Raw genomic sequence first — 22092 nt, forward strand, 5'->3', positions numbered from 1 at the left:
GGTCAACCCATGAAGCGTGCCGTACCTCCAGCACGGACCGCGCGTCCTGCCCGGGCCTGCCGGTAGCCGATGAGACCTCCGGCGCTCGTCAGGATCAGGATGCCGGTGACACCCGGAACGGCAACCGCCGCAACCTCTCCGAGACCGGCGGCCTTGAGGTAGTCGACGTAGCCCATGCGGTAGGTCGGAGCGGGCAGCAGCTCATTGCTCAGCAGTGTGGCCGGCGGCGAGACCGTCTCGACCTCGGCGGGCGCGGTCATGACGTCCGGCAGTTCCACGCCGGGCGCGATCTCCGGCCGGGACGACACGGGCGCGTCGACCCTCGGAAGGACGGGGCCGTCGGCGCCCGTGCTCGTGTGTCGGCTCGTCCCTGCGACCGCACCAACGCCGCCATTGATGGGCAAGTCGAAGACCGGCAGGGTGATGGGGATGATCGGCAACTTGGAGGCTGCGGTCGCGAACCCCGTCACCGCCTCCAGGATGGAGTCGGTGATGCCACCGATGTAGGGAAAGACAGGGGCGAATCCCGTTTGGCGGATGGGGAGCGGGGTGGCCGAGAGCGGCGGCACCTGCATGGGGACGGTCTGCGGCGGATTGAAGGGCTCGGGGCCGGCCGGCTCGACCTCCGCACCCGCGGCGGCGCCGAGTAGGTCGGGCACGAAGCCCCACCACGACTCGGATGGATCGTCTGCGTCGCGACCGCCACCGGCCGCCTGCGGGGTACCGCTGCGGTCGGGATCGGTGGCGTTGCCTCCGGCCGACTCGGGCGTCGGCTGCTCAGCGACCGGGTCGGCAGGAGCGCTCGGCGCGGCACCGCCGGTTTCGGCAGCCCCCGCCGCACCAGATCCGCCGGCGGTACCCGATGCGGGCACGCCCGGCTGCAGTTCGCCGGGCACCTCGTCGACGATCTGCTCTGGTGTCTGGCTCGCCTCTTCGGGAGCTTTGCCGGTCGGCGCGCTGTTGATCTGGGTGGCCGTCCCGTCGGATTCCAGACCGGTACGACCGTTGCCCACCGTCGACGTCGGCCTGGTGATGCTCCAGGGCGCCCTGCCCGTACCGATCAGGGGGCCGGGGAAGGTAACGGTCGTCGTCTCGTCGGACGCCACGCCGGTGGGAACGCCCGTACCGCTGCCCGCGGCGCTTCCGGAACCGGACCCGCCGCCGTCGCCAGATGGCCCCTGATCAGGTTTGGCAAAGGCCAGAGACGCGCTGCTACCTGCCATGACCAGGCCAGATGCTAGTAGGCATGTCGCAGCGGCGATGCGGGTTCGTGAGGACACGTCTACACCACCTCTCTGGGGCCGCCGGTTGACGGGCGGTGAACCTCCCAATTGTTGCACAAACCGTCCGGACTGTTTGCTGATGCGGCGCGTTGGGCAGGACCAATCGGGGCGCGGCCGTGACTGCTGCTCGCCGACGATAGTGTTGGCCCCAACAGCGCGTCACTGCGCGCGGAGAAATGTCGGACACGTGACCGGGAGGCGACCGGGATGGCCCTGTTCAAGCGGCGTAAGAGTCGTGCCGTCCGCCGGGCCGAGGCCCGTGCGATCAAGGCGAAGGCGAAGCTCGAGGCCAAACTCGAGGCGAAGAACGAGACGCGTCGCATCAAGGCGGAGAACAAGAGGCGCAACGCCGCGATCAAGGCGGAACTGAAGGCCTGGCGTGCCAGCGATCAGGCCGCTCTGAAGGTTGCCGAGACGCAGCTCAAGGCGGTCCGCGAGGGGAAGCTGCTCTCACCGAGCAAGATTCGCCGGATCCTGACGGTGTCGCGCATGCTGGCCCCTGTCCTGGTGCCCGTCGTCTACCGCGGCGCGATCGCGGTGCGCGGGGTGCTCGACCAGCGTCGCGCAGATCAGCTGGGGATTCCCCTGAGCCAGGTCGGTCAGTTCTCCGGGGTCGGCGGCGCCCTGTCGGCGCGCATCGCCGGTGCGGAGCAGTCCCTGCGCAAGGTCGCCGACAAGAAGCCCAAGGACGCCGAGACCAAGCAGTTCGTCGCCGCCGTCACCGACCGGCTGTCGGACCTGGCCGCGGCCATCGCAGCGGCCGAGAACATGCCGACCAGCCGCAGGCGCGCAGCCCACGCGGCGATATCCGATCAATTGGACGGCGTCGACGCCGATCTGCTGGCTCGACTCGGCCTGAGCTGACCGGGCCCGTGCCCACCCGCCGGATCCCGCCCACCGCGCTCCTGCGGGGGTGGGCCGTCGGCGTCTCGACGGCCATCCTCACCGCCGCCGCACACGCCGCGGCAGGTGGCGGTCTGCCCTCCGGCGTCGGATCCGTTCAGCTCGCGCTGCTGGGGCTGACGATCGGTGTCACCACCGCGACCCTGCGTCACGGCGACCGGTTCGTCGTCCTCGCGGTCGCGCTCGCGACCGGACAGGTGGTGGGCCACGTCCTGCTCGGCGCGGTGGGTCACCAGCACGGCGCCGCGGACGCGACCTCGGGCGCGGTCATGCTGGTCGCCCACGTCGCAGCCGTCCTGGCGATCACGGCGCTCGTCGCGGTCGGCGAGGTCTCGTGCCGGGCGGTGTCGCGTGCGCTCGGTGCCACCAGGCCGCTGCCGTCGTCGCCGATCCCGGCCCCGCACGCAGGCGTGGTGCGGCGGTGCGACCATCCGATGCGCTCCTCGCTCCTACTCGCCGCGTCGTCGTCGTATCGAGGTCCTCCGGTCAGCGCCGTCCGCTGACCCGACCCGACCCCTCGACCACGAAGGCACCACCACATGCGAACCACACCCCGGGCGTCCTCGCGCGCCCTTCTGGCGACCGCCACCGCGGGCGTCGTCCTGTCCATGACGCTCACCATCGGCACCGGAACCGCGGCTGCGCACGTCCACGTCGACGCCGACGACGCCGCACCCGGCAGCACGTCCGTCCTGACCTTCCGCGTGCCGGGGGAATCGGAGGACGGGTCGCTGACGACGAAGTTCAGCGTGGCACTGCCCAACGTCGCCTCCGCGCGCACCGAGGTGATGCCGGGCTGGTCCACGGTGCTCGACCGAGACGCCACGGCGGGAACCGTGCGATCGGTGACGTGGACCGCGGCACCGGGCGTCGGCATCTCCGCCGAGCAGTTCGCGCTGTTCCATGTCTCGGTCGCTCTGCCGGACGAGGAGTCGGTCAGCCTGCCGGCCACCCAGACCTACTCCGACGGCAAGGTGGTGCGGTGGGATCAGCCACCGCTGCCTGGCGGCGGTGAACCGGAGTACCCGGCCCCCACCCTGGAGCTGTCGGGCGCGGCGGCGGGCGGCGACGAGCACGGATCGCCGGCACCGACGGCCACGGCCGTGCCGAGCGCGACGGAGCCACAGGCGGAGCCTGTCGCCATGGCTCGACCCGATGACACCGCGCGCTGGCTCGCGGGAGGTGCACTGGTCCTGGCGGCGGTCGCCGTCGTGCTCGCCGTCGTGCGCAGGAGGTCCGCGTGATCCGTCGCGGGGCCGCGCTGGTCCTCGTCACCGCCATGTTGGCCGGGCTCGGTCTGATCAGCGCGGGCACCGCGTCCGCACACGCCGCGCGCATCGGGGCCGCTCCGGCGCCGGACGCCGTCCTCGACGTCGGCCCGGCACGGGTGAGTGCGACGTTCAACGAGGCACTGCAGACCAGTTTCGCCGCCATGAACGTCGTCGGCCCCGACGGCAACCTGTGGTCGGAGGGGGCCGCGACGGTGTCCGGACCGGAGATCGCGGTCGACGTGCGACCGCTCGGTCCCGAGGGCGTCTACACCGTGAACTATCGCGTCACCTCCGCGGACGGCCACCCGGTCTCGGGCAACTGGACGTTTCGGCTCGACGTCGCGGGAAACGGGACGCCGGGCCCTCCGGTCGCGTCGTCGCCCGCCGAGGGTGACACCGCCGGGCCGGGCCTGTCGGTGTGGCCCTTCGTCGTGCTCGCCGCTGCCATCGTCGCCGGCGGCGCGGTGTGGGCGGTGCGGCGCAGACCGTGACGCGGTGGCGGACGCTGGTCGGCGGCGGCCTCGTCGTCGCGATCTCGGCGGTCCTGGCGTGGGCACTCGCGTTCCCGCAGAACCCGTTGACTGACAGTGCGATTCGTGCCGTCGCGGATTGCGTCGCGGTCGTCACGTTCGGGCTCGCGGTGGTGCCGTGGCTCGACGTCGAGCGCCACCGAGGTGAACTCGCCGCTCGTGCCACGCCGCCGCTGATCGGTGTGGCCGCACTGTGGGCGGTGGTCGAGTTCGTCCGGCTACCGCTGTCGGCGGCGGATGCCGCGGGGGTGCCCGTCCCGAGGATCGGCGCGCAGACCACCTACGAGTTCGCGACCGCGACCGCGGCGGGCCGCGCAGGACTGGTCTGCGCGATCGCTGCGGTGGTGGTGTGCGTGGCCGCGGCCGTCGGGTCCCGCGTCTCGGCCGCAGGTGTGGTCGCGGCGGGTGCGGCGGCCGTGGGCATCACCGGACGCACGCTCGTCGGCCACCTGTCCGAGGACCCACTGGGCGGGGTCGCGGTCGCCGTGCACGCGCTCGCGGCCGCGCTGTGGTGCGGTGCCCTCGCGGCGCTCGTGCTGACCGTGCACCACCGCGGTCGCTGGGCGCGGGTACTGCCACGGTTCTCCCGCATGTCGCTGGTCTGCGTGGTGGTGCTGGTGGTGGCCGGCGTGGCGGGGGCGTTCGTCGCCGTGGACTCCGTCGCCGACCTCTGGGTCACCGGTTACGGCCGCCTCCTGCTCGCCAAGACCGCGCTGACGTTCGCGCTGGTGGCGCTGGCCTGGCGCAATCGGACGTGGTGGCTACCCGCCGCGCGGACCCATCGCGCCACGGCCGAGGTGTCGCTGACGCGGTCTCGGATCGAGTTGGCGGGCATGGCGGTCACCGTGACGCTGGCTGCAGCACTGGCGGTCACGGGGTAGCGGGCCGATCGCTCCTGGCATGATGGGCGCATGGCAGATCCCCAGGATGGTCCCGCCGACCAGGCTGCGAACGTGCCGACGCCGCCCGTGCCTCCTACGACGCCGCCAGCCAAGAAGGCTCCCGCGAAGAAGGTGCCCGCCAAGAAGGCGGCGCCCGCCAAGGCCGTAGCGACGGGCACCGGACCCGTGGCTCCCGCCAAAAAGGCGCCCGCGAAGAAGGCACCGGCCAAGAAGGCCGCACCCGCGAAGAAGGCTCCCGCCACCAAGGCGCCCGCCACCAAGGCGCCGGCCACGAAGATCACCCCGCCTGCTCCCGAGGTGGACCTCAGCGGCGCGGCCGAGACCGCAGCGCAGGCCAAGTCGACGGTCGCCGAGGCGCCGCCCATCCCCCTCGTGATCACGCCCGGCCCCGAGACCTCCCGTCTGCCGGTGGTGGCCGCGGTCGCCGCAGGCGTTTTGGCGATCATCGCTGTGCTGCTCGCACGTCGTCTCTCCGACGATTAGGGATCGCTAGCATCGTCGGGTGACCATCGAACCCCGGCCGACGGCCGATCTCGTCGACGACATCTACCCCGACGTGCGCAGCTGCGACCTGCAACTGCGGAACTTCGGTGGCGTGACGGACTTCGCCGGACCGATCACGACCGTGAAGTGCTTCCAGGACAACGCCCTGCTGAAGTCGGTGCTCTCCGAGCCCGGTGCGGGCGGAGTGCTGGTGATCGACGGCGACGGGTCGCTGCACACCGCGTTGGTCGGCGACGTCATCGCGGGCATCGCGAAGGACAGCGGGTGGGCGGGGCTCATCGTGCACGGCGCGGTGCGGGACGCCTCGACGCTGCGCACCATCGACGTCGGCATCAAGGCGCTGGGCACCAATCCGCGCAAGGGGGGCAAGACCGGTGCCGGCGAGCGCGACGTCGAGGTCACCTTCGGCGGCGTGACGTTCGTTCCCGGCGAGATCGCCTACTGCGACGAGGACGGCATCGTCGTCGTTCCTGCCTGACGCACCGCCCTTAGCGCGAACAGACGCGAACTCCCCTGAATGACTGAGATCCAGGGGAGTTCGCGTCTGTTCGGCGGGGATCGGGTCAGGCGTTGACGGGCGCGCGGTGCTTGGTGAAGTGCAGCGACTCCTCGTCGACCTTGCCCTGACGGATCAGGCGCAGATCGAGGAAGTAGTTCTGCTTGAGCCGCCACGGCGCCTTGGAGCCGGACTTCGGCAGCTGGTCGATGGCCCGCAGGAAGTAGCCGGGCGCGAAGTCCATGAACGGCAGTTCGTCGATGCCGTTGCCGGGGTGCTGCGGGACGACGGTGTCGAAACCGTTGTCGTCCATGTAGTTCAGCACGCGGCAGACGAACTCCGAGACCAGGTCGGCCTTCAGCGTCCACGACGCGTTCGTGTATCCGAACGTGATCGCGAAGTTCGGGATGCCGGAGAACATCAGGCCCTTGTAGGTCATCAGCGACGGCAGGTCGATGGGCTCGCCGTTGAGGGTCGGCTTCAGGCCGCCGAGCAGCTGCATGTTGAGACCCGTTGCGGTGACGATGATGTCGGCCTGAATGGTCTCACCCGAGTTGAGCTTGATGCCCTCGGGCACGAAGGTGTCGATCGTGTCGGTGACGACGTCGGCGTTGCCCTTGCGGATCGTCTTGAAGAGGTCGCCGTTGGGGGCGAGGCACAGGCGCTGGTCCCACGGGTTGTAGCTCGGGCCGAAGTGCTTCTCGACGTCGTAGCCCTCGGGCAGCCGGCGCTTGGCCATGGTCAGCAGCGTCTTGCGCATGTACTGCGGGAACTTCCGCGCGAGCTGGTACTGCGCGGTGCTGAAGACGATCGCCTTCCAGCGGTTGATCACGTGCGCGACGTTCTCGGGCAGGTACTTGTTGGCCTGCACCGCGATCGGGTCGACGTCGGGTAGCGAGCCGACGTACGACGGCGAGCGCTGCAGCATGGTGACGTGGCCTGCGCCGCTGTTGACGAGTGCGGGGATCAGCGTGATAGCCGTTGCGCCACTGCCGATCACGACGATCTTCTTGCCGGCGTAGTCCAGGTCCTCGGGCCAGTGCTGCGGGTGCACGATGGTGCCCGAGAAGTCCTCGGCGCCGGGGAAGGTCGGCGAGTAGCCCTCGTCGTAGTTGTAGTAGCCGGTGGTGGCGAACAGGAACGAGCTGGTGAGCTGAACGGTCTCGTCGCCGCGCTCCACCGTGACGGTCCACTGGTTGTCGGCGTCCGACCAGTCGGCTGCGACGACGCGGTGGCCGAACCGGACCTTCTCGTCGATGCCGTTCTCGGCGGCGGCTTCCTTGATGTACGTCAGGATGTCGGAACCCTCGGCGATGGACTTGGCCGACTTCCACGGCTTGAACCGGAAGCCCAGGGTGAACATGTCGGAGTCGGAGCGGATACCGGGGTACTTGAACAGGTCCCAGGTGCCACCCATGCCCTCACGGCGTTCCAGGATGGCGTAGCTCTTGGAGGGGCAGCGGTCCTGCAGGTGCCATGCGGCACTGACGCCGGAGATGCCGGCGCCAACGATGATCACGTCGAGGTGTTCGGTCATGGCGACACGCTATCAACGCCATGTCGAATTGGTCAACAGTGTGTTGAAAATTTCGACATGCAGTAAAGTCAGGACCGTGACGACCACCAGTGCCAGCCGATCTGGACGCAGCCGTCGATCGACGCGCCCCTCCGGTGACGACCGCGAGGCGGCGATCCTCGCCACCGCCGAACGGCTGCTGAGCGACAGGCCGTTCGCCGACATCTCGGTCGACGACCTCGCCAAGGGTGCGGGACTGTCGCGCCCGACGTTCTACTTCTACTTCGCGTCCAAGGACGCGGTGCTGCTCGCGCTGCTGCAGCCGCTGATCGCCCAGGCGGACACCGGGTTCGACGGTACGATGGACAGTCTGCCGGGTGATCCGCGACGTGCCTTCCGCGAGGGCATCCGCACCTTCTTCACCGCGTTCGGCTCGCACAGCGTCGTGGCCAAGGCCGGCACCGAGGCCATCGCCGGCAGCCCCGACGTCCGCGCGGTGTGGTCGGCGTTCATGCAGAAGTGGATCACCCAGACGGCCGCGTTGATCGACGCCGAGCGCGCGCGCGGCGCCGCCCCCGACACCATCTCGTCGCACGACCTCGCGACCTCGCTGAACCTGATGAACGAGCGCGCGATGACGGCCACCCTCGTCGGCGAGAAGGACGCCGTCGCCGAGGACCGCATCGTCGAGACGCTGGCTCACATCTGGTTGACCAGCATCTACGGCGACTCGCAGTAGCTCCCGTCGGCAGGAGATGCGAACATGTGTTCGTGTCCGGTGGGCAGGAGCAGCGGCTGGGTGAGGCCACGATCCTCCATGCCGATCTCGACTCGTTCTACGCGTCGGTCGAACAGCGGGACGATCCCTCACTGCGCGGACGGCCGGTGATCGTCGGCGGCGGCGTGGTCCTCGCCGCCAGCTACGAGGCGAAGGCCTTCGGCGTCAAGACCGCGATGGGCGGCAGGCAGGCCAGGCAACTCTGCCCGCAGGCCGTGGTGGTCCCGCCGCGGATGTCGGCATACTCCGACGCCAGTGCCGCGGTGTTCGAGGTCTTCCACGACACCAGCCCGCTGGTCGAACCCCTGTCGGTCGACGAGGCGTTCCTGGAGGTCGGCGGACTGGCCCGGGTGTCGGGCACGCCGGTGCAGATCGCCGCGCGGCTGCGGGAGCGGGTGCGCGTCGACGTCGGGCTGCCCATCACCGTCGGGATCGCGCGCACCAAGTTCCTCGCCAAGGTCGCCAGCCAGGAGGCCAAGCCCGATGGGCTGCTGCTGGTGCCACCGGATCGCGAGCTGGCATTCCTGCACCCGCTACCCGTGCGCCGGCTGTGGGGCGTGGGAGCCAAGACCGCCGAGAAGCTCAACGCCTGCGGCGTCTTCACGGTGTCCGACGTCGCCGGCCTCACCGAGTCGACGCTGACGTCGATCGTGGGCGGCGGCATGGGTCGCCAGCTGTTCGCCCTCGCCCATAACGTCGACCGACGGCGCGTCGTCACGGGCGTGCGCCGACGTTCGGTGGGTGCCCAGCGCGCCCTCGGCCGAGCAGGAAACAGCATGTCGGACAGTGAGATCGACGCCGTCGTCGTCAACCTGATCGACAAGATCACCCGGCGCATGCGGAAGGCCGATCGCACCGGACGCACCGTGGTGCTGCGGCTGCGTTTCGACGACTTCGGCCGCGTCACCCGGTCACACACGTTGCCGCGGGCGACGGCGGCCACGGACGTCGTCCTCGCAGCGGCGCGAACTCTGATCTCGTCGGCCAAGCCGTTGATCGCCGAGCGTGGCCTCACCCTGGTCGGGTTCGCGGTGTCGAACATCGACCGCGACGGCGCAGCCCAGTTGGAGCTGCCGTTTCCCGAACGCGCCGAGAACGCCTCCGTCGACCGGGATCCCGTCGACCGCAACGCGGTGGACTTCGCCGTCGACGAAGTGCGGCGCCGCTTCGGCAACGCCTCCCTGACCCGCGGCGTACTCCTCGGCCGCGACACCGGCTTGGAGATGCCGCAGCTGCCCGACTAGGGCCGCGCGCCGGTCCACTCGAGCAGCCGGTCCACCGGCCAGGTGTTGACGATGCGGTCGACCGGCACCTCGTTGTCGAGCGCGCGCTGCGCGCCGTAACCCAGGAAGTCCAGCTGACCGGGGGCGTGCGCGTCGGTGTCGATCGAGAAGGTGCAGCCGATGTCCAGCGCCAGACGGAGCAGCCGCGTCGGCGGATCGCGACGCTCGGGCCGGGAGTTGATCTCGACGGCCGTGCCGTGATCGCGGCAGGCGGTGAAGACCTTCTCGGCGTCGAACTGGGATTCCGGTCGGGTCCCCCGCCCGCCCGTGACCAGCCGTCCGGTGCAGTGGCCGAGCACGTCGGCGTGGCCCTCGGAGACGGCACGCACCATCCGCCGCGTCATGGCCGCCGAGTCCATCTTCAGCTTGGAGTGCACGCTGGCCACCACGACGTCGAGACGGTCGAGCAATTCGGGCTCCTGGTCGAGGCTGCCGTCGTCGAGGATGTCGACTTCGATGCCGGTCAGGATCCGCATCGGCGCGAACCGGTCCCGGAGTTCGTCGATGACGTCGAGTTGCCTGCGCAGCCGCTCCGGCGAGAGCCCGTTGGCGACGGTCAGCCGCGGCGAGTGGTCGGTCAGCGCGCAGTACTCATGGCCGAGCCGCTGCGCGGTGGCCATCATCTCCTCGATCGGCGCGCCGCCGTCCGACCAGTTCGAGTGCAGGTGTAGGTCCCCCTTGAGCGCGGCGCGGATCTCGCCGCCACCGAGATTGCCTGCCGCCTTGCGCAGTTCGGCCAGCGTGTCGGGCTCGCGGCCCGCCCACGCCTGCGCGATCACCGTGGCTGTCTTGGGGCCGACGCCGGGCAGTGTCTGCCAGCTGTTGGCCGCGCCGTGCTTCTCCCGCTGCGCGTCGTCGAGCTTCTCGATGACGTCGGCGGCGTTGCGGTAGGCCATCACGCGACGCGATTCCTCGCGCGCGCGGTCCTTGAAGAACGCGATCTCGCGCAGCGCGGCGACGGGGTCGATGCGATCCATTCCCCTAGTGTGCGCTCCAGCGCGGATCGCGCCCACTGACGGCCAGCGCCCGCTCGAACGGCGATGCGGCGGGACCCACCTCGACCGGCGGTCCGAACAGTCCGTCGACCGGCCCGTCGGCGGCGAAGGTGGTGACGTACCCGAGGACCGCCTCCGCGTCGGCGTCCCGGACCTCGTAGTCCTGGCCGGTGGCGACCGCGATGTCCCAGCCGTGGATGGTGACCTCCCCGAGGGCGATCATTGCGACCACGTCGCCGGGCATGTCGAGTCCGGCGATGCGGGTCATCCCCTGCCACGCCGCCTGGTCGCCCCACGCGACGGCGAGGCCGGCGAGGTTCCGCGGGTAGCGCTCCCGCCAGTCGTCGTCGAGCACGTATCCGCCGTCGGCCGGTGGCGCGTCGGTGAGTTCGCCGAGGTCCTTGCGCGCCGCAGCGGCGAACGCGACGCCGAGTGATCCCACGTGTGCCACCAGCTCGCGCAGCGAGAGGTGCTCGCACGGAGTCGCCGCGTCCAGTTGGTCGTCGCGGATCGCGCCGAGAAGCGCGGATGTCCGCGTGCATGCCGTCGTCATGTCGATCATGCTGATCCGACTCGACCGGGACCGAGAACTCATCGGCGGCTGCCAGGATTCCGGACTAACGTCGAGTGGGTGCGATTCGCGTTCAAGACCTCCCCGCAGAACACCACCTGGGCCGAGATGCTCCCCATCTGGCAGGCCGCCGACGAGATCGACGTCTTCGAGTCCGGCTGGACGTTCGACCACTTCTATCCGATCTTCTCCGACTCCACGGGACCGTGCCTCGAGGGCTGGATCACCCTGACGGCACTGGCTCAGGCCACGAAGCGGCTCCGCGTCGGCGTGCTCGTCACGGGCATCCACTATCGCCATCCCGCGGTACTCGCGAACATGGCGTCGGCTCTCGACATCGTGTCCAACGGGCGCCTCGAACTCGGCATCGGCGCCGGCTGGAACGAGGAGGAGTCCGGTGCCTACGGCATCGAACTCGGCTCCATGAAAGAGCGCTTCGACCGTTTCGAGGAGGCTTGCGAGGTGCTCACCGGTCTACTGACGCAGGAGACCACGACCTTCGACGGGAAGTACTACCAACTCAAGGACGCCCGCAACGAGCCCAAGGGCCCGCAGCAGCCGCACCCGCCGATCTGCATCGGCGGCAGCGGCGAGAAGCGCACGCTGCCGCTGACCGCGAAGTACGCCGACCACTGGAACTTCGTCGGCGGCACCCCCGAGGAGTTCGCGCACAAGCGCAACGTGCTGGCGGCCCGGTGCAAGGACATCGGCCGCGATCCGAAGGAGATCACGCTGTCGGCCCACGTGCGCCTCGGCGAAGACCGCAACTACCGCGGACTGATCGAGGACTGCATCGCGCTCGGCGCGGAAGGTCTGGACCTCGCGATCATCTACCTACCGCCGCCGTACGACCCGGCCGTCCTCGAGCCACTGGCGGAGGCGATCCGGGACTCGGGGCTGCTCGCCTCGCCCTAGCCACGAAAGCCCTCCGCAAGGCCGTGACGTGTCGGACCCCTCTGCGATGATGGTGTCATGTCCAGCACGGCAACGCCTTTGGCCACCCAGGCCTCCCCGGCCGAGCGCCGGGACGCGTTGTTCGACGAACTCGCCGAACTGACCGGACAGCGCAACGCCATCGACGGACGCATCGTCGACATCATCGCCGAGATCGACGGCGACCACCTCTGGGGCGCCACCGGCTGCCGCTCCATCTCCGCTCTCGTCGCCTGGAAGACCGGCGTCGCACCCCGCAACGCCGACACCGTCGTCGCCGTCGCCCACCGCGTCGACGAGTTTCCCCGCTGCATGGCAGGACTGCGGGAGGGCCGGCTGTCCCTCGACCAGGTCGGCGTCATCGCCGAACGCGCCGCCGACGGCTCCGACGACCACTACGCCGACCTCGCCGCCGTCGCCACCGTCACCCAACTGCGCACCGCGGTCAAGCTCGAACCCCGACCCGACCCCACCCTGAAACCCGAACCACCGCCGGCGTTCGTCAAGACCGACATCCCCGGCGAGGACCACGTCACCTGGAAGATCTGACTGCCCCGCCTCGACGCCGCAAAATTCGAGGCGGCCCACCAGTCCCACCTCGATGCTCTGATCACCGACTGGAAGCGCGACCGCGAGAACAACCCCCGGGCGGGTGATCAGGCTCCCCCGATGCCGACCACCATCGATGCGTTCATAGCCCTCGTCGAGGCGGGCTGGGACACCGACGTCGCACGCCGACCCCACGGGCAGCGCACCACCGTCGTCGTGCACGTCGACGTCGACACACCCGCCGCCTCACTGCACCTCGGTCCGCTGCTCAGTGACGACGAACGTCGCGAACTGCTCTGCGACGCCACCTGCGAGGTGTGGTTCCAGCGCCACGGCCAGCCCATCGGCGCCGGACGGACCACCCGCACCATCGGCCGACGGCTACGCCGCGTGCTGGAGCACCGCGACCGGGGCTGCGTGGTCCCCGGCTGCGGCGCCACCCGAGGGTTGCACGCCCACCACCTCGTGCACTGGGAGGACGGCGGGCCCACCGACCCGTCGAACCTGGTGCTGCTGTGCCCGTTTCACCACCGGCTGCACCACAGCGGCGGCATCACCCTCACCGGACCCGCCGAGCACCTCGTCGTCACCGACGCGACCGGCGAAGCGATGACCGGGGCATCGCTGGCCCGACCACCCACCACGCCACCACCGGACGTCCCACCGTGTCCGGGCCCGCTCGGCGAACGCGCCCAATGGTGGTGGTACACACCCTTCGAACCACCACCGACCACACCGAACTGAACCCGTCACGCATCGCCCACGTCGACGACGTGCACCCGAACTCCCTGCGCCGCAATCCGTTCCAGCTGTTCGGGATCGGCGGTCGAGTCGGTGACCAGGTGGTCGAGCCGGTCCAGCGCGGTCATCTTGGCCAGCGTGACCTTGCCGATCTTGGAGCCGTCGACGGCTACGACGACGCGTTGTGCGTTGGCCGCCATGGCGATCGCGGTGCGCGCCTCCGCCTCGTCGTAGGTGGTGGCGCCGACCTCGGCGGACATCCCGTCGGCCCCAAGGATCGCGGTGCCAACGGTGATCACCTGGAACGCATGCTCGGACATGGGCCCGACGGCCTCGAGCGAGTTCGCGCGAACCAGGCCGCCGGTCATGATCACCTTCATGTGCGCGTCGACGGCGCAGTCGGCGGCGATGGTGAGCGAATTGGTCACGATCGTCATGTTCGGCCTGCCCTTCAGCGAGCGGGCGACCTCCCCGGTGGTGACGCCACCGGTGAGCGCCACCGCCTGCGGACCGGCGGGCACCAGCGCGGCCGCGTGCTGGGCGATCCGCCGTTTGATGGCGACCATCCGGTGATCGCGCAGCCGCACCGGGATGTCGCTGCCGCTGGGATCGAGTGCCCGTGCGCCGCCGTGGGTGCGCTGCAGCAGCCCCTGCTCCTCCAGTTCGCTCAGGTCACGCCGCAGCGTCGCCGGCGAGATCCTCAGTTCGTCGCACAGCACGTGGGATGCGACCTCACCGCGGTCACGCAGCAACGACAGCACCTCCCGCATGCGGTCGGTGCGTCTGATCGACATCTGCGGCACTCCTCGAGGTGACTGGACAATCAGTTTTACTGAGCGTTTTGCCGATTGCCATTGCGCGTTGTGAGCGAGCTTCTCATGCTCGAAGCATGTTCCACACGTCACGCATCACAGTGCGGGTCTCCCCGTGACGTCGACCACGACGGGCGACCTCGTCTCGTCGGCCGCTGCTGCGCGCACGGCCGTGCTGGCCTTCAACGTCGTCTCGATCGAGCATGCCGAGGGCATCGTCGAGGGCGTGGAGCGCGCTCAGTCGTCGGCCGTGCTGCAGATCAGCGAGAACACCACGCTGTTCCACGGCGGCCGGATCGCTCCCCTGCTCGCGGCGTGCGCACGGATCGCCAGGCACTCGACAGCCCCCATCGCCATCCACCTCGACCACTTCCAGGATCTCGACCTCCTCCACGAGGCGATCGCCGCGGCGGCCGGGTTGGGCGCGACGTCGATCATGGTGGACGCCGCGCACCTGTCCTACGACGACAACGTCGCCCGCACGGCGTCGCTGACCCGCGACGCGCATGCCGCCGGTCTCTGGGTAGAGGCCGAACTCGGCGAGATCGGCGGCAAGGACGGCACGGTGCTCGACGCCCACGCCCCGGGCGCCCGGACCGAACCGAACGAGGCCGCGGCCTTCGTCGCGGCGACCGGCGTGGACGCCCTCGCCGTCGCGGTCGGCAGTTCCCACGCGATGACCAGTCGGGACGCCCACCTCGACATCGACCTCACCGCCCGCCTCGCCGCCGCCGTGCCGGTGCCGCTGGTGCTGCACGGCTCCTCCGGCGTCCCGGACGACCAGATCCGACTGGCCGTCGGCGCAGGCATCCGCAAGCTCAACGTCGGCACCGCGCTGAACGTGGCCTTCACCGCGGCCGTGCGGGACGCGTTGCACGCCAACCCCTCCGTCACCGATCCCCGCAAGTACCTCGCGGCGGGTCGCACCGCCATCGGCGACGCCGTCGCACGGCTCTGCGGCCTGGTCGCCGCGACCACGGTGGGAGACGGGCGATGACCGCGACCACCCGAACCGACAACCCGCTGGCCGAGTTGATCGCCCGACACAAGGCCGGTGCGGCCGTCGGCATCTACTCGGTGTGCTCCGCACATCCCACGGTGGTCCGCGCCGCGATCGCGCAGGCCGCGTCCGACGGCGGCCACGTGCTGATCGAGGCGACGTCGAACCAGGTCGACCAGTTCGGTGGCTATACCGGCATGCGGCCCAGGGACTTCCGCGACCTCGTCCTCGGCATCGCCGACGACGAGGGCTTCCCCCGGGACCGGGTGATCCTCGGCGGCGACCACCTCGGCCCCAACCGGTGGCAGGGCCAGCCCGCCGACGCGGCGATGGCCAACGCCGACGTGCTCATCGCCGCCTACGTCGAGGCCGGCTATACCAAGATTCACCTGGACTGCAGCATGTCGTGCGCCGACGACCCATCGACCCTGTCCGACGAGGTGGTCGCCGGTCGCAGCGCACGTCTGCTGCGGATCGCCGAGGACACCGCCGAGCGTTCCGGTGCGATCCGACCCGTCTACGTCATCGGCACCGAGGTGCCCGTGCCCGGTGGCGCCCACGACACACTCGACGCACTCACTCCCACGCCGGCGGGCCGGGCCAGGGCGACGATCGCCGCCCACCGGTCGGCGTTCGCCGCAGCCGGTCTCGACGACGTGTGGCCGCGGGTCATGGCGCTCGTCGTGCAGCCGGGCGTCGAGTTCGACCACCTCAACGTGTTCGACTACGACCGCACCGCCACGGTCGAATTGCGCGACGTGCTGGACGACGAGGAGCACCTGGTCTTCGAGGCGCACTCGACCGACTACCAGCGCCCCGACCAGTTGCGGGAACTCGTCGAGGACCACTGGGCCATCCTCAAGGTGGGCCCCGGCCTCACGTTCGCGATGCGGGAGGCGCTGTTCTCCCTCGCCCGGATCGAGACAGAACTGGTGGCACGGCCGTCGCGGTCGAACCTCATCGAGGTCATCGAACGGCGGATGCTCGCCGAGCCCGGGTACTGGCAGGACTACTACCACGGCGATCCGCTCGCGCAGCGGACCGCGCGACGCTACAGCTACAGCGACCGCCTGAGGTACTACTGGCCCGATCCCGAGATCGACGCGGCGCGAGCGACGTTGCTGGACAACCTCGGTCGGGTCGGCATCCCGCTCCCCCTCGTCAGCCAGTTCCTCCCGGACCAGTACGAGCGGATCCGGGCCGGGCGGTTGGACCCCGCGCCGGAGGCGCTCGTGATCGACCGCGTCCGCGACGCCCTGCGCCCCTACGCCCGAGCCTGCCGCACCAGCACCGACGACCTCACCAATGGAGCCACGACGTGACGACCACACCGCAGTCCACCGCCACCGACGTCCCCGCCCAGGAGGACGGCGGCGCGACGATCCTCGAGATCGGGCAGCAACCCGACGCGTGGCGCGAGGTCGCGACGTCCATTGATCCACGCGCCGAGGGCTTCCTGCGCGACGTCACCGCCCACGCGGATCTACGGGTCATCCTGACCGGTGCGGGCAGCTCGGCCTTCGCGGGCGAGATCGTCGCGCCTGCCCTGCGGCACCACCTCGGGCGTCGCGTCGAGGCCATCGCGACCACCAGCATCGTCGCGAGCCCCCGCGACCACCTCGAGCCCCGCACGCCGACGCTGCTCGTCTCCTTCGGGCGATCGGGAAACAGCCCCGAGAGCCTGGCGACCACCGCGCTCGCCGACGAGATCGTCGACGACGTCTGGCATCTCGTCCTCACCTGCGACGAGAACGGGACGCTGGCACGCGCGCACGCCGATCGACCCGACTCGCTAGTGGTCCTGATGCCCGAGCGCACCAACGACACCGGCTTCGCGATGACCTCGAGCCTCACGTCGATGATGCTGTCCTGCCTGCTGCTGCTGGGCCCGGCGACCCGGGACGACGCGGAGACCCTGGCCCGCGCCGCGCAGCACGTGATCGAGCTGCAGCCCGAGATCCGTGCGTTGGCCGGGGCCAAGAAGCAGCGGTTCGTGTACCTGGGTGCGGGTCCGTTCGAGGGTCTGGCACGCGAATCCGCCTTGAAGCTGCTGGAATTGACCGCGGGTGAGGTCGTCACCTACTTCGACTCGCCGCTGGGCTTCCGGCACGGCCCCAAGTCGGTGCTCGACTCCGACACCCTCGTCCTCGTCTACGTGTCGACCGACGAGTACACCCGCCGCTACGACCTCGACATCATCGCCGAGATCCGCGCCCAGCTCGGACCCGACAGCGTCACGGTGATCAGCGCCGAACCGCTCGACGACGCCATCGTGCTGCCGGGGCTGTCCGGTCTCGGCGACTCCTCGGTCGCCCTGGCGTACCTGGTGTTCGCGCAGTATCTGGCGTTGTTCACTTCGCTCGAGCACGGCAAGACCCCGGACAATCCGTTCCCGTCCGGCGAGGTGAGCCGCGTCGTCAAGGGCGTGACCATCCACCCGATGACCACGGGGCGGTGATCGACCATGGCCCGGTATCTCGGCGTTGACGGCGGCGGCTCCAAGACGGCGTTCGCGCTCATCGACTCCGACGGCGTCGTCCTGGCCCGCGCGACGGGCGCGAGTTCGTACTACTTCAACGCCAGCTTCGCGATCGTCGAAGGCGTTCTGCGCGAGGGGATCACCGAGGTGTGCGCCTCCGCGGGCATCGACGCGAGCGCCATCGACGCCGCGTTCTTCGGGATGCCCGGCTACGGCGAGGCCAGCCGCGACGTCGCCGAACTCGACGCGATGCCCGGACGCGCCCTCGGACATGACCGTTACAGCTGCGACAACGACATGGTCTGCGGTTGGGCGGGATCGCTAGCCGGCGAGGACGGCATCAACGTCATCAGCGGCACCGGTTCCATGACCTACGGCGAGCGACTCGGCACCGGACACCGCGTGGGCGGCTGGGGCGAGCTGTTCGGCGACGAGGGCTCGGCGTACTGGATCGCCACCCGCGGCCTGAACGCGTTCAGCCGGATGAGCGACGGCCGGCTGCCCCGCGGGCCGCTGCACGCCCTGCTCGCCGAGCGGCTCGGAATCGGGAGCGATCTGGACGCCGTCGGCCTGGTCATCGAGACGTGGGGCGGCAACCGCGGCAAGATCGCCGCGCTGGCGACCACGGTGTGCGAGGCTGCGCAGCAGGGCGATTCGGAGTCTCGGACCATCCTGTCCGAGGCCGTCGACGAGTTGGCGACGCTGATCGAGACCACCCGCGTCCTCGTCGGCTTCGGCGATCACGACGTCGTGCCGGTGTCCTACTCGGGCGGCATGTTCACCAACGACGACTACCTCGACCTGTTCCGGGCCGCCCTGCAGCGGCTGCCCGCGAAGTACGACCTCCGGCTCCCCGTGCTCGACCCAGCGCTCGGCGCCGCCGTCTACGCCGCGAAGCACTCCGGCCAGCCGTTGAACCCCGATGCACTGCAGCGTCTTTCCACCACCCACACATCCACCGACGAGGCGAGCACCCATGACTGAACCGTCTGCCAATCCGCGCACGCGCAGCTGGATCTTCTACGCCGCACTGCTCATCCTGTTCTGGGGTGTGTGGGGGGCCTTCTCCGCGCTGCCGGCGACCAGGTACGGCTACCCGGACGAGATGATCTACTGCATCTGGGCGCTGACCATGATCATCCCTGCGGCGGTCGCGCTTCGCGGAGCGACGTTCGACCGGCGGCCCGCGGCCACCATCTACGGCCTGCTCATCGGGTTGACGGGCGCAGGCGGTCAGCTCCTGCTGTTCCAGGCGCTCACCATGGGACCGGCCTACCTGATCTTCCCGATCGTCTCGATCTCACCGGCCATCACGGTGATCATGGCGATGGTGCTGCTGCGGGAACGCGTCACGCCCCTGGCCGCCGTCGGCCTGGTGGCGGCCCTCGCCGCCATCGTGCTGTTCAGCGTGACCAGTGCCGCCGACGACGTCTCGACCGGTCCGTGGTTGCCGCTCGCGATCGGCATCTGCATCGCCTGGGGCGTGCAGGCGTACTTCATGCGCAAGACCGCCACCATCGGCGTCAACGAGGCCACCACGTTCGGCTGGATGGCGATCAGCGCACTCATCCTGATCCCCTTCGCCGTGCTGTCGATGGGCGGCATCCCCACCGGCTTCCCCTGGCAGGCGCCGGTGTTGACGGCCGGCACGCAGATCCTCAACGCCGTCGGCGCGCTGTTCCTGGTCATGGCGTTCAGCCGGGGCAAGGCCAGCATCGTCGCGCCCACCACCAACGCCCTGGCGCCCGCGCTCACCATCGTGGTGTCGCTCATCGCCTACCAGACGCTGCCCACCCCCTACGGCGCCGTGGGCATCGTGCTGGCGCTGGTCGGATCGACGCTGATGGTCTACAGCGACGAGAAGCGCGGCGAGGCACCGACTCCCGCCGTCCTCGAGCGGTCGGAATCATGAAGCCGTCGATCGTCATCATCGGCGCCGGCAGCGTCGAGTTCACCCGCGAACTGCTGGGTGACGTCCTGACGTTCCCCGAGCTGCGCTCGGTTCGGATCGTGCTGCACGACATCGACGCCGAGCGACTGGAGACCGCCGAGACGATCGCCCGCGCCACCGCGCGGGCAGCGGGCGCCGAGCCCGAGATCGTCGTGGCGGCGGACCGCAGGCGGGCCCTGGAGGGTGCCGACTACGTCATCAACGTCATCCAGGTCGGCATGCATGAGGCCACCGTCCGCGACTTCGACGTACCCGAGTCGTTCGGCGTGCACCAGACGATCGGCGACACCATCGGCATCGGCGGCATCTTCCGCGGGCTGCGCACCTTCCCAGTGCTGGCCGGCATCGCCCGCGACATGCTCGAGGTCTGCCCCGACGCGTGGCTGCTGAACTACACCAATCCCATGGCGATGAACGTGACCTATCTGCACCAGATCGCGCCCACGCTGAAGGTCCTCGGCCTGTGCCACTCGGTGTACTGGACGATGGTCGGCCTCTGCGAGTTGATCGACGTGCCGTTCGACGAGGTCTCGTACTGGTCGGCGGGGGTCAACCACCAGGCCTGGGTGCTGCGGTGGGAGCGCGGCGGTCAGGACCTCTACCCCCTGCTCGATCAGCGCATCGCCGCCGACCCCGAACTGCGCCGTCGCGTCCGCGTCGACATGTACCGGCGGCTGGGGTACTACCCCACCGAGACCAGCGAGCACTCGAGCGAGTACGTCCCGTGGTACCTGCGCCATCCCGGCGAGGTCGACCGGCTGCGGCTCGACGTCGGCGCCTACGTCGGGATCAGCGAGGCGAACCTCGCCGAGTACGCCCGCGTCCGCCAGCAATTGGCGAGTACCGACGTCCTCGAGATCGACACCAGCTCGACCGAGTACGCCCCGCAGGTGATCCATTCGCTGGAGACCGGGACCACGCGGGTGATCTCCGCCAACGTCGCCAACGACGGACTGATCACCAATCTGCCCACCGGTCTGGCCGTCGAGGTGCCCACCGTGCTCGACGCGCTCGGCGCCCATCCGATCCGGGTGGGTGACCTGCCACCGCAGTGCGCGGCACTCAACCGCAACTTCCTCGGCCCCGTCGAACTCGCGGTCCGCGCCGCCGTCGACGGCGACCCGCGGCTTGTGCGAGCCGCGGCGATGGTCGACCCGAACACGGCGGCCAGCCTCACCGTCGACCAGATCTGGCAGCTGTGCGACGACCTCACGGCCGCGCACGGCGACCTCCTGCCAGAGGCGCTCCGAACCTCGCTCGCCCCGTCCTGATCCCCGTCCGCAGCGCCGCCCATCCAAGGAGAGTTCACACGTGATCCGTCAACGACTCTGCATCGCATTGGCCGCCGTCCTCGCCCTCGTGTTGGCCGCGTGCGGCGGCGGCGGCGACTCGTCGTCGTCCGGCCCCACCGAGATCGCCGTGTGGCACGGCTACCAGGACACCGAGGGCGACGTCTTCAAGGGCCTGGTCGACCAGTACAACCGGGAGCACCCGGACGTGAAGGTGTCCGAGCTGTACTCGAAGAACGACCTGGTGCTGCAGAAGGTGCTGACCGCGGTCCGCGGCGGCAGCGCACCGGACGTGGCCTACATGTTCGGCTCGTGGTCGCCGAACATCGCGAAGATCCCCGCGGTGGTCGACATGGCCGACGAGGTGTCGCAGCCCGACTGGAAGTGGGACGACTTCTATCAGGCCGAGCGCGACGCCGCGACGGTCGACGGCAAGGTGGTCGGCGTACCCGCCCTCGTCGACAACCTCGCGATCGTCTACAACGAGAAGCTCTTCGCCGACGCGGGAGTGGCTCCCCCGACGCCGAATTGGACGTGGGACGACTTCCGCGCGGCCGCCGCCAAGCTGACCGACCCCTCCAAGGGTCAGTACGGCTGGCTCATTCCCGCCGACGCCAGCGAGGACACCGTCTGGCACTACCTGCCGATGCTGTGGGAGGCCGGTGGCGACATCCTGAACTCGGACGACACCAAGGCTGCGTTCAACTCCGAGGCCGGGGTGAAGGCGCTCACCACGCTGCAGCAGATGGCGGTCACCGACAAGTCGCTCTACCTGGACACCACCAACGAGAACGGCCCGAAGCTGATGAACAGCGGCAAGGTGGCCATGTTGATCACCGGCCCATGGGATCTCAGCTCGCTGACCGACATCCCCTACGGCGTGCAGGTCATGCCCACCTATGCCGGATCCGACGGCGGGCACCAGACGATCTCCGGCCCGGACAACTGGGTGGTGTTCGACAACGGCGACGCGAAGAAGAAGGCGTCGGTCGACTTCGTCAAGTGGCTGACGGCGCCCGAGCAGGTCAAGGCGTTCTCGCTCGGCACCGGCGACCTGCCGACCCGCACGTCGATCGGGCAGGACCCCGCGGTGCTGACCCAGCTCAACGAGACCCTCCCGGGGACATCGGCATTCGTCGAGAACCTGTCGAACGTCGAGAAGGTCCGGCCGACCGTCGAGCAGTACCCGGACATCTCGGAGGCACTGGGCCAGGCGATCATGTCCGTGCTGCTGGGCAAGGCGCAGCCTGCGGACGCGTTGAACACCGCGGCGCAGGCGACGGACGACGCCCTGGCCGGGCGGTAA

Annotated in this window: 22 protein-coding genes and 1 pseudogene; 18 read left to right on the plus strand and 5 right to left on the minus strand. The window is 69.9% G+C overall.

Annotated features, from left to right (window positions below):
* Window positions 1–2: 2 nt before the first annotated feature.
* Entirely contained in the window at window positions 3–1223 is a 1221-nt protein-coding gene (locus tag G6N64_RS03390) for a hypothetical protein (protein WP_163795601.1), read from the minus strand.
* Window positions 1224–1490: 267 nt separating this feature from the next.
* Between G6N64_RS03390 and G6N64_RS03395 the strand changes: the two genes are divergently transcribed.
* The 7 genes from G6N64_RS03395 to rraA are packed head-to-tail and all read left to right on the plus strand — an operon-like array spanning window position 1491 to window position 5871.
* Window positions 1491–2147 (plus strand): DUF6474 family protein, encoded by a 657-nt coding sequence (locus tag G6N64_RS03395; protein WP_163795602.1) that lies wholly within the window; start codon window positions 1491–1493, stop codon window positions 2145–2147.
* A gap of 8 nt (window positions 2148–2155) precedes the next feature.
* Window positions 2156–2689: a hypothetical protein gene (locus tag G6N64_RS03400; protein ID WP_163795603.1), complete on the plus strand. Its 534-nt coding sequence runs from the start codon at window positions 2156–2158 to the stop codon at window positions 2687–2689.
* A 36-nt stretch (window positions 2690–2725) separates the two neighbouring features.
* Entirely contained in the window at window positions 2726–3430 is a 705-nt protein-coding gene (locus tag G6N64_RS03405) for a YcnI family copper-binding membrane protein (RefSeq protein ID WP_163795604.1), read from the plus strand.
* Entirely contained in the window at window positions 3430–3948 is a 519-nt protein-coding gene (locus tag G6N64_RS03410) for a copper resistance CopC family protein (RefSeq protein WP_409370799.1), read from the plus strand. Before G6N64_RS03405 ends, G6N64_RS03410 begins: the two co-directional genes overlap by 1 nt.
* Entirely contained in the window at window positions 3945–4868 is a 924-nt protein-coding gene (locus G6N64_RS03415; RefSeq protein WP_246230913.1) for a CopD family protein, read from the plus strand. Before G6N64_RS03410 ends, G6N64_RS03415 begins: the two co-directional genes overlap by 4 nt.
* A gap of 30 nt (window positions 4869–4898) precedes the next feature.
* Entirely contained in the window at window positions 4899–5372 is a 474-nt protein-coding gene (locus G6N64_RS03420; protein WP_163795606.1) for a hypothetical protein, read from the plus strand.
* Between the two features lie 19 nt (window positions 5373–5391).
* A complete protein-coding gene (rraA, locus tag G6N64_RS03425) occupies window positions 5392–5871 on the plus strand; it encodes a ribonuclease E activity regulator RraA (protein WP_163795607.1) in 480 nt (159 codons plus the stop codon).
* 85 nt (window positions 5872–5956) lie between these two features.
* Here the strand turns inward: rraA and G6N64_RS03430 are convergent, their stop codons facing one another.
* Window positions 5957–7426, minus strand: coding sequence for a flavin-containing monooxygenase (locus G6N64_RS03430; protein ID WP_163795608.1), 1470 nt, complete (start codon window positions 7424–7426; stop codon window positions 5957–5959).
* A gap of 76 nt (window positions 7427–7502) precedes the next feature.
* Between G6N64_RS03430 and G6N64_RS03435 the strand changes: the two genes are divergently transcribed.
* Window positions 7503–8144, plus strand: a complete 642-nt coding sequence (locus G6N64_RS03435; protein ID WP_163795609.1) for a TetR/AcrR family transcriptional regulator — start codon at window positions 7503–7505, stop codon at window positions 8142–8144.
* Between the two features lie 26 nt (window positions 8145–8170).
* Window positions 8171–9427 carry a DNA polymerase IV gene (gene dinB, locus G6N64_RS03440; protein WP_409370795.1) on the plus strand — a complete coding sequence of 419 codons (1257 nt, stop codon included), beginning with the start codon at window positions 8171–8173 and terminating at the stop codon, window positions 9425–9427.
* On the opposite strand, the gene G6N64_RS03445 is transcribed toward dinB, so the two are convergent.
* Together G6N64_RS03445 and G6N64_RS03450 are read right to left on the minus strand one after the other, a co-directional pair.
* Window positions 9424–10434, minus strand: a complete 1011-nt coding sequence (locus G6N64_RS03445; RefSeq protein ID WP_163801412.1) for a PHP domain-containing protein — start codon at window positions 10432–10434, stop codon at window positions 9424–9426. The two genes, dinB and G6N64_RS03445, sit on opposite strands and share 4 nt — an antisense overlap.
* Window positions 10435–10447: 13 nt before the next feature.
* Window positions 10448–11014: a TIGR03086 family metal-binding protein gene (locus tag G6N64_RS03450; RefSeq protein WP_308206642.1), complete on the minus strand. Its 567-nt coding sequence runs from the start codon at window positions 11012–11014 to the stop codon at window positions 10448–10450.
* A 78-nt stretch (window positions 11015–11092) separates the two neighbouring features.
* On the opposite strand from G6N64_RS03450, the gene G6N64_RS03455 reads away from it, so the two are divergent.
* Both G6N64_RS03455 and G6N64_RS03460 read left to right on the plus strand, forming a co-directional pair.
* Entirely contained in the window at window positions 11093–11947 is an 855-nt protein-coding gene (locus G6N64_RS03455; RefSeq protein ID WP_163795612.1) for an LLM class F420-dependent oxidoreductase, read from the plus strand.
* 57 nt (window positions 11948–12004) lie between these two features.
* Window positions 12005–13258, plus strand: a pseudogene (locus G6N64_RS03460) (HNH endonuclease signature motif containing protein).
* A 5-nt stretch (window positions 13259–13263) separates the two neighbouring features.
* On the opposite strand, the gene G6N64_RS03465 reads toward G6N64_RS03460, so the two are convergent.
* Window positions 13264–14049 (minus strand): DeoR/GlpR family DNA-binding transcription regulator, encoded by a 786-nt coding sequence (locus tag G6N64_RS03465; RefSeq protein ID WP_163795613.1) that lies wholly within the window; start codon window positions 14047–14049, stop codon window positions 13264–13266.
* A 133-nt stretch (window positions 14050–14182) separates the two neighbouring features.
* Here G6N64_RS03465 and G6N64_RS03470 point away from each other — a divergent pair, with 133 nt between their 5' ends.
* The 7 genes from G6N64_RS03470 to G6N64_RS03500 are packed head-to-tail and all read left to right on the plus strand — an operon-like array spanning window position 14183 to window position 22092.
* Window positions 14183–15064: a class II fructose-bisphosphate aldolase gene (locus G6N64_RS03470; protein WP_163795614.1), complete on the plus strand. Its 882-nt coding sequence runs from the start codon at window positions 14183–14185 to the stop codon at window positions 15062–15064.
* A complete protein-coding gene (locus tag G6N64_RS03475) occupies window positions 15061–16389 on the plus strand; it encodes a D-tagatose-bisphosphate aldolase, class II, non-catalytic subunit (RefSeq protein ID WP_163795615.1) in 1329 nt (442 codons plus the stop codon). The genes G6N64_RS03470 and G6N64_RS03475 overlap by 4 nt, the downstream gene beginning before the upstream one ends.
* The gene (locus G6N64_RS03480; protein ID WP_163795616.1) at window positions 16386–17525 is read left to right on the plus strand and encodes an SIS domain-containing protein; all 1140 of its coding nucleotides are present in this window, start codon (window positions 16386–16388) and stop codon (window positions 17523–17525) included. The genes G6N64_RS03475 and G6N64_RS03480 overlap by 4 nt, the downstream gene beginning before the upstream one ends.
* A 6-nt stretch (window positions 17526–17531) precedes the next feature.
* Entirely contained in the window at window positions 17532–18530 is a 999-nt protein-coding gene (locus G6N64_RS03485; protein ID WP_163795617.1) for an N-acetylglucosamine kinase, read from the plus strand.
* Window positions 18523–19458 carry a DMT family transporter gene (locus G6N64_RS03490; protein ID WP_163795618.1) on the plus strand — a complete coding sequence of 312 codons (936 nt, stop codon included), beginning with the start codon at window positions 18523–18525 and terminating at the stop codon, window positions 19456–19458. The genes G6N64_RS03485 and G6N64_RS03490 overlap by 8 nt, the downstream gene beginning before the upstream one ends.
* Entirely contained in the window at window positions 19455–20768 is a 1314-nt protein-coding gene (gene melA / locus G6N64_RS03495; RefSeq protein ID WP_163795619.1) for an alpha-galactosidase, read from the plus strand. The genes G6N64_RS03490 and melA overlap by 4 nt, the downstream gene beginning before the upstream one ends.
* 40 nt (window positions 20769–20808) lie before the next feature.
* Window positions 20809–22092, plus strand: a complete 1284-nt coding sequence (locus G6N64_RS03500) for an ABC transporter substrate-binding protein (RefSeq protein WP_163795620.1) — start codon at window positions 20809–20811, stop codon at window positions 22090–22092.

The sequence above is a fragment of the Mycolicibacterium sediminis genome, from assembly GCF_010731735.1.
GTDB classification, from domain to species: Bacteria; Actinomycetota; Actinomycetes; order Mycobacteriales; family Mycobacteriaceae; genus Mycobacterium; species Mycobacterium sediminis.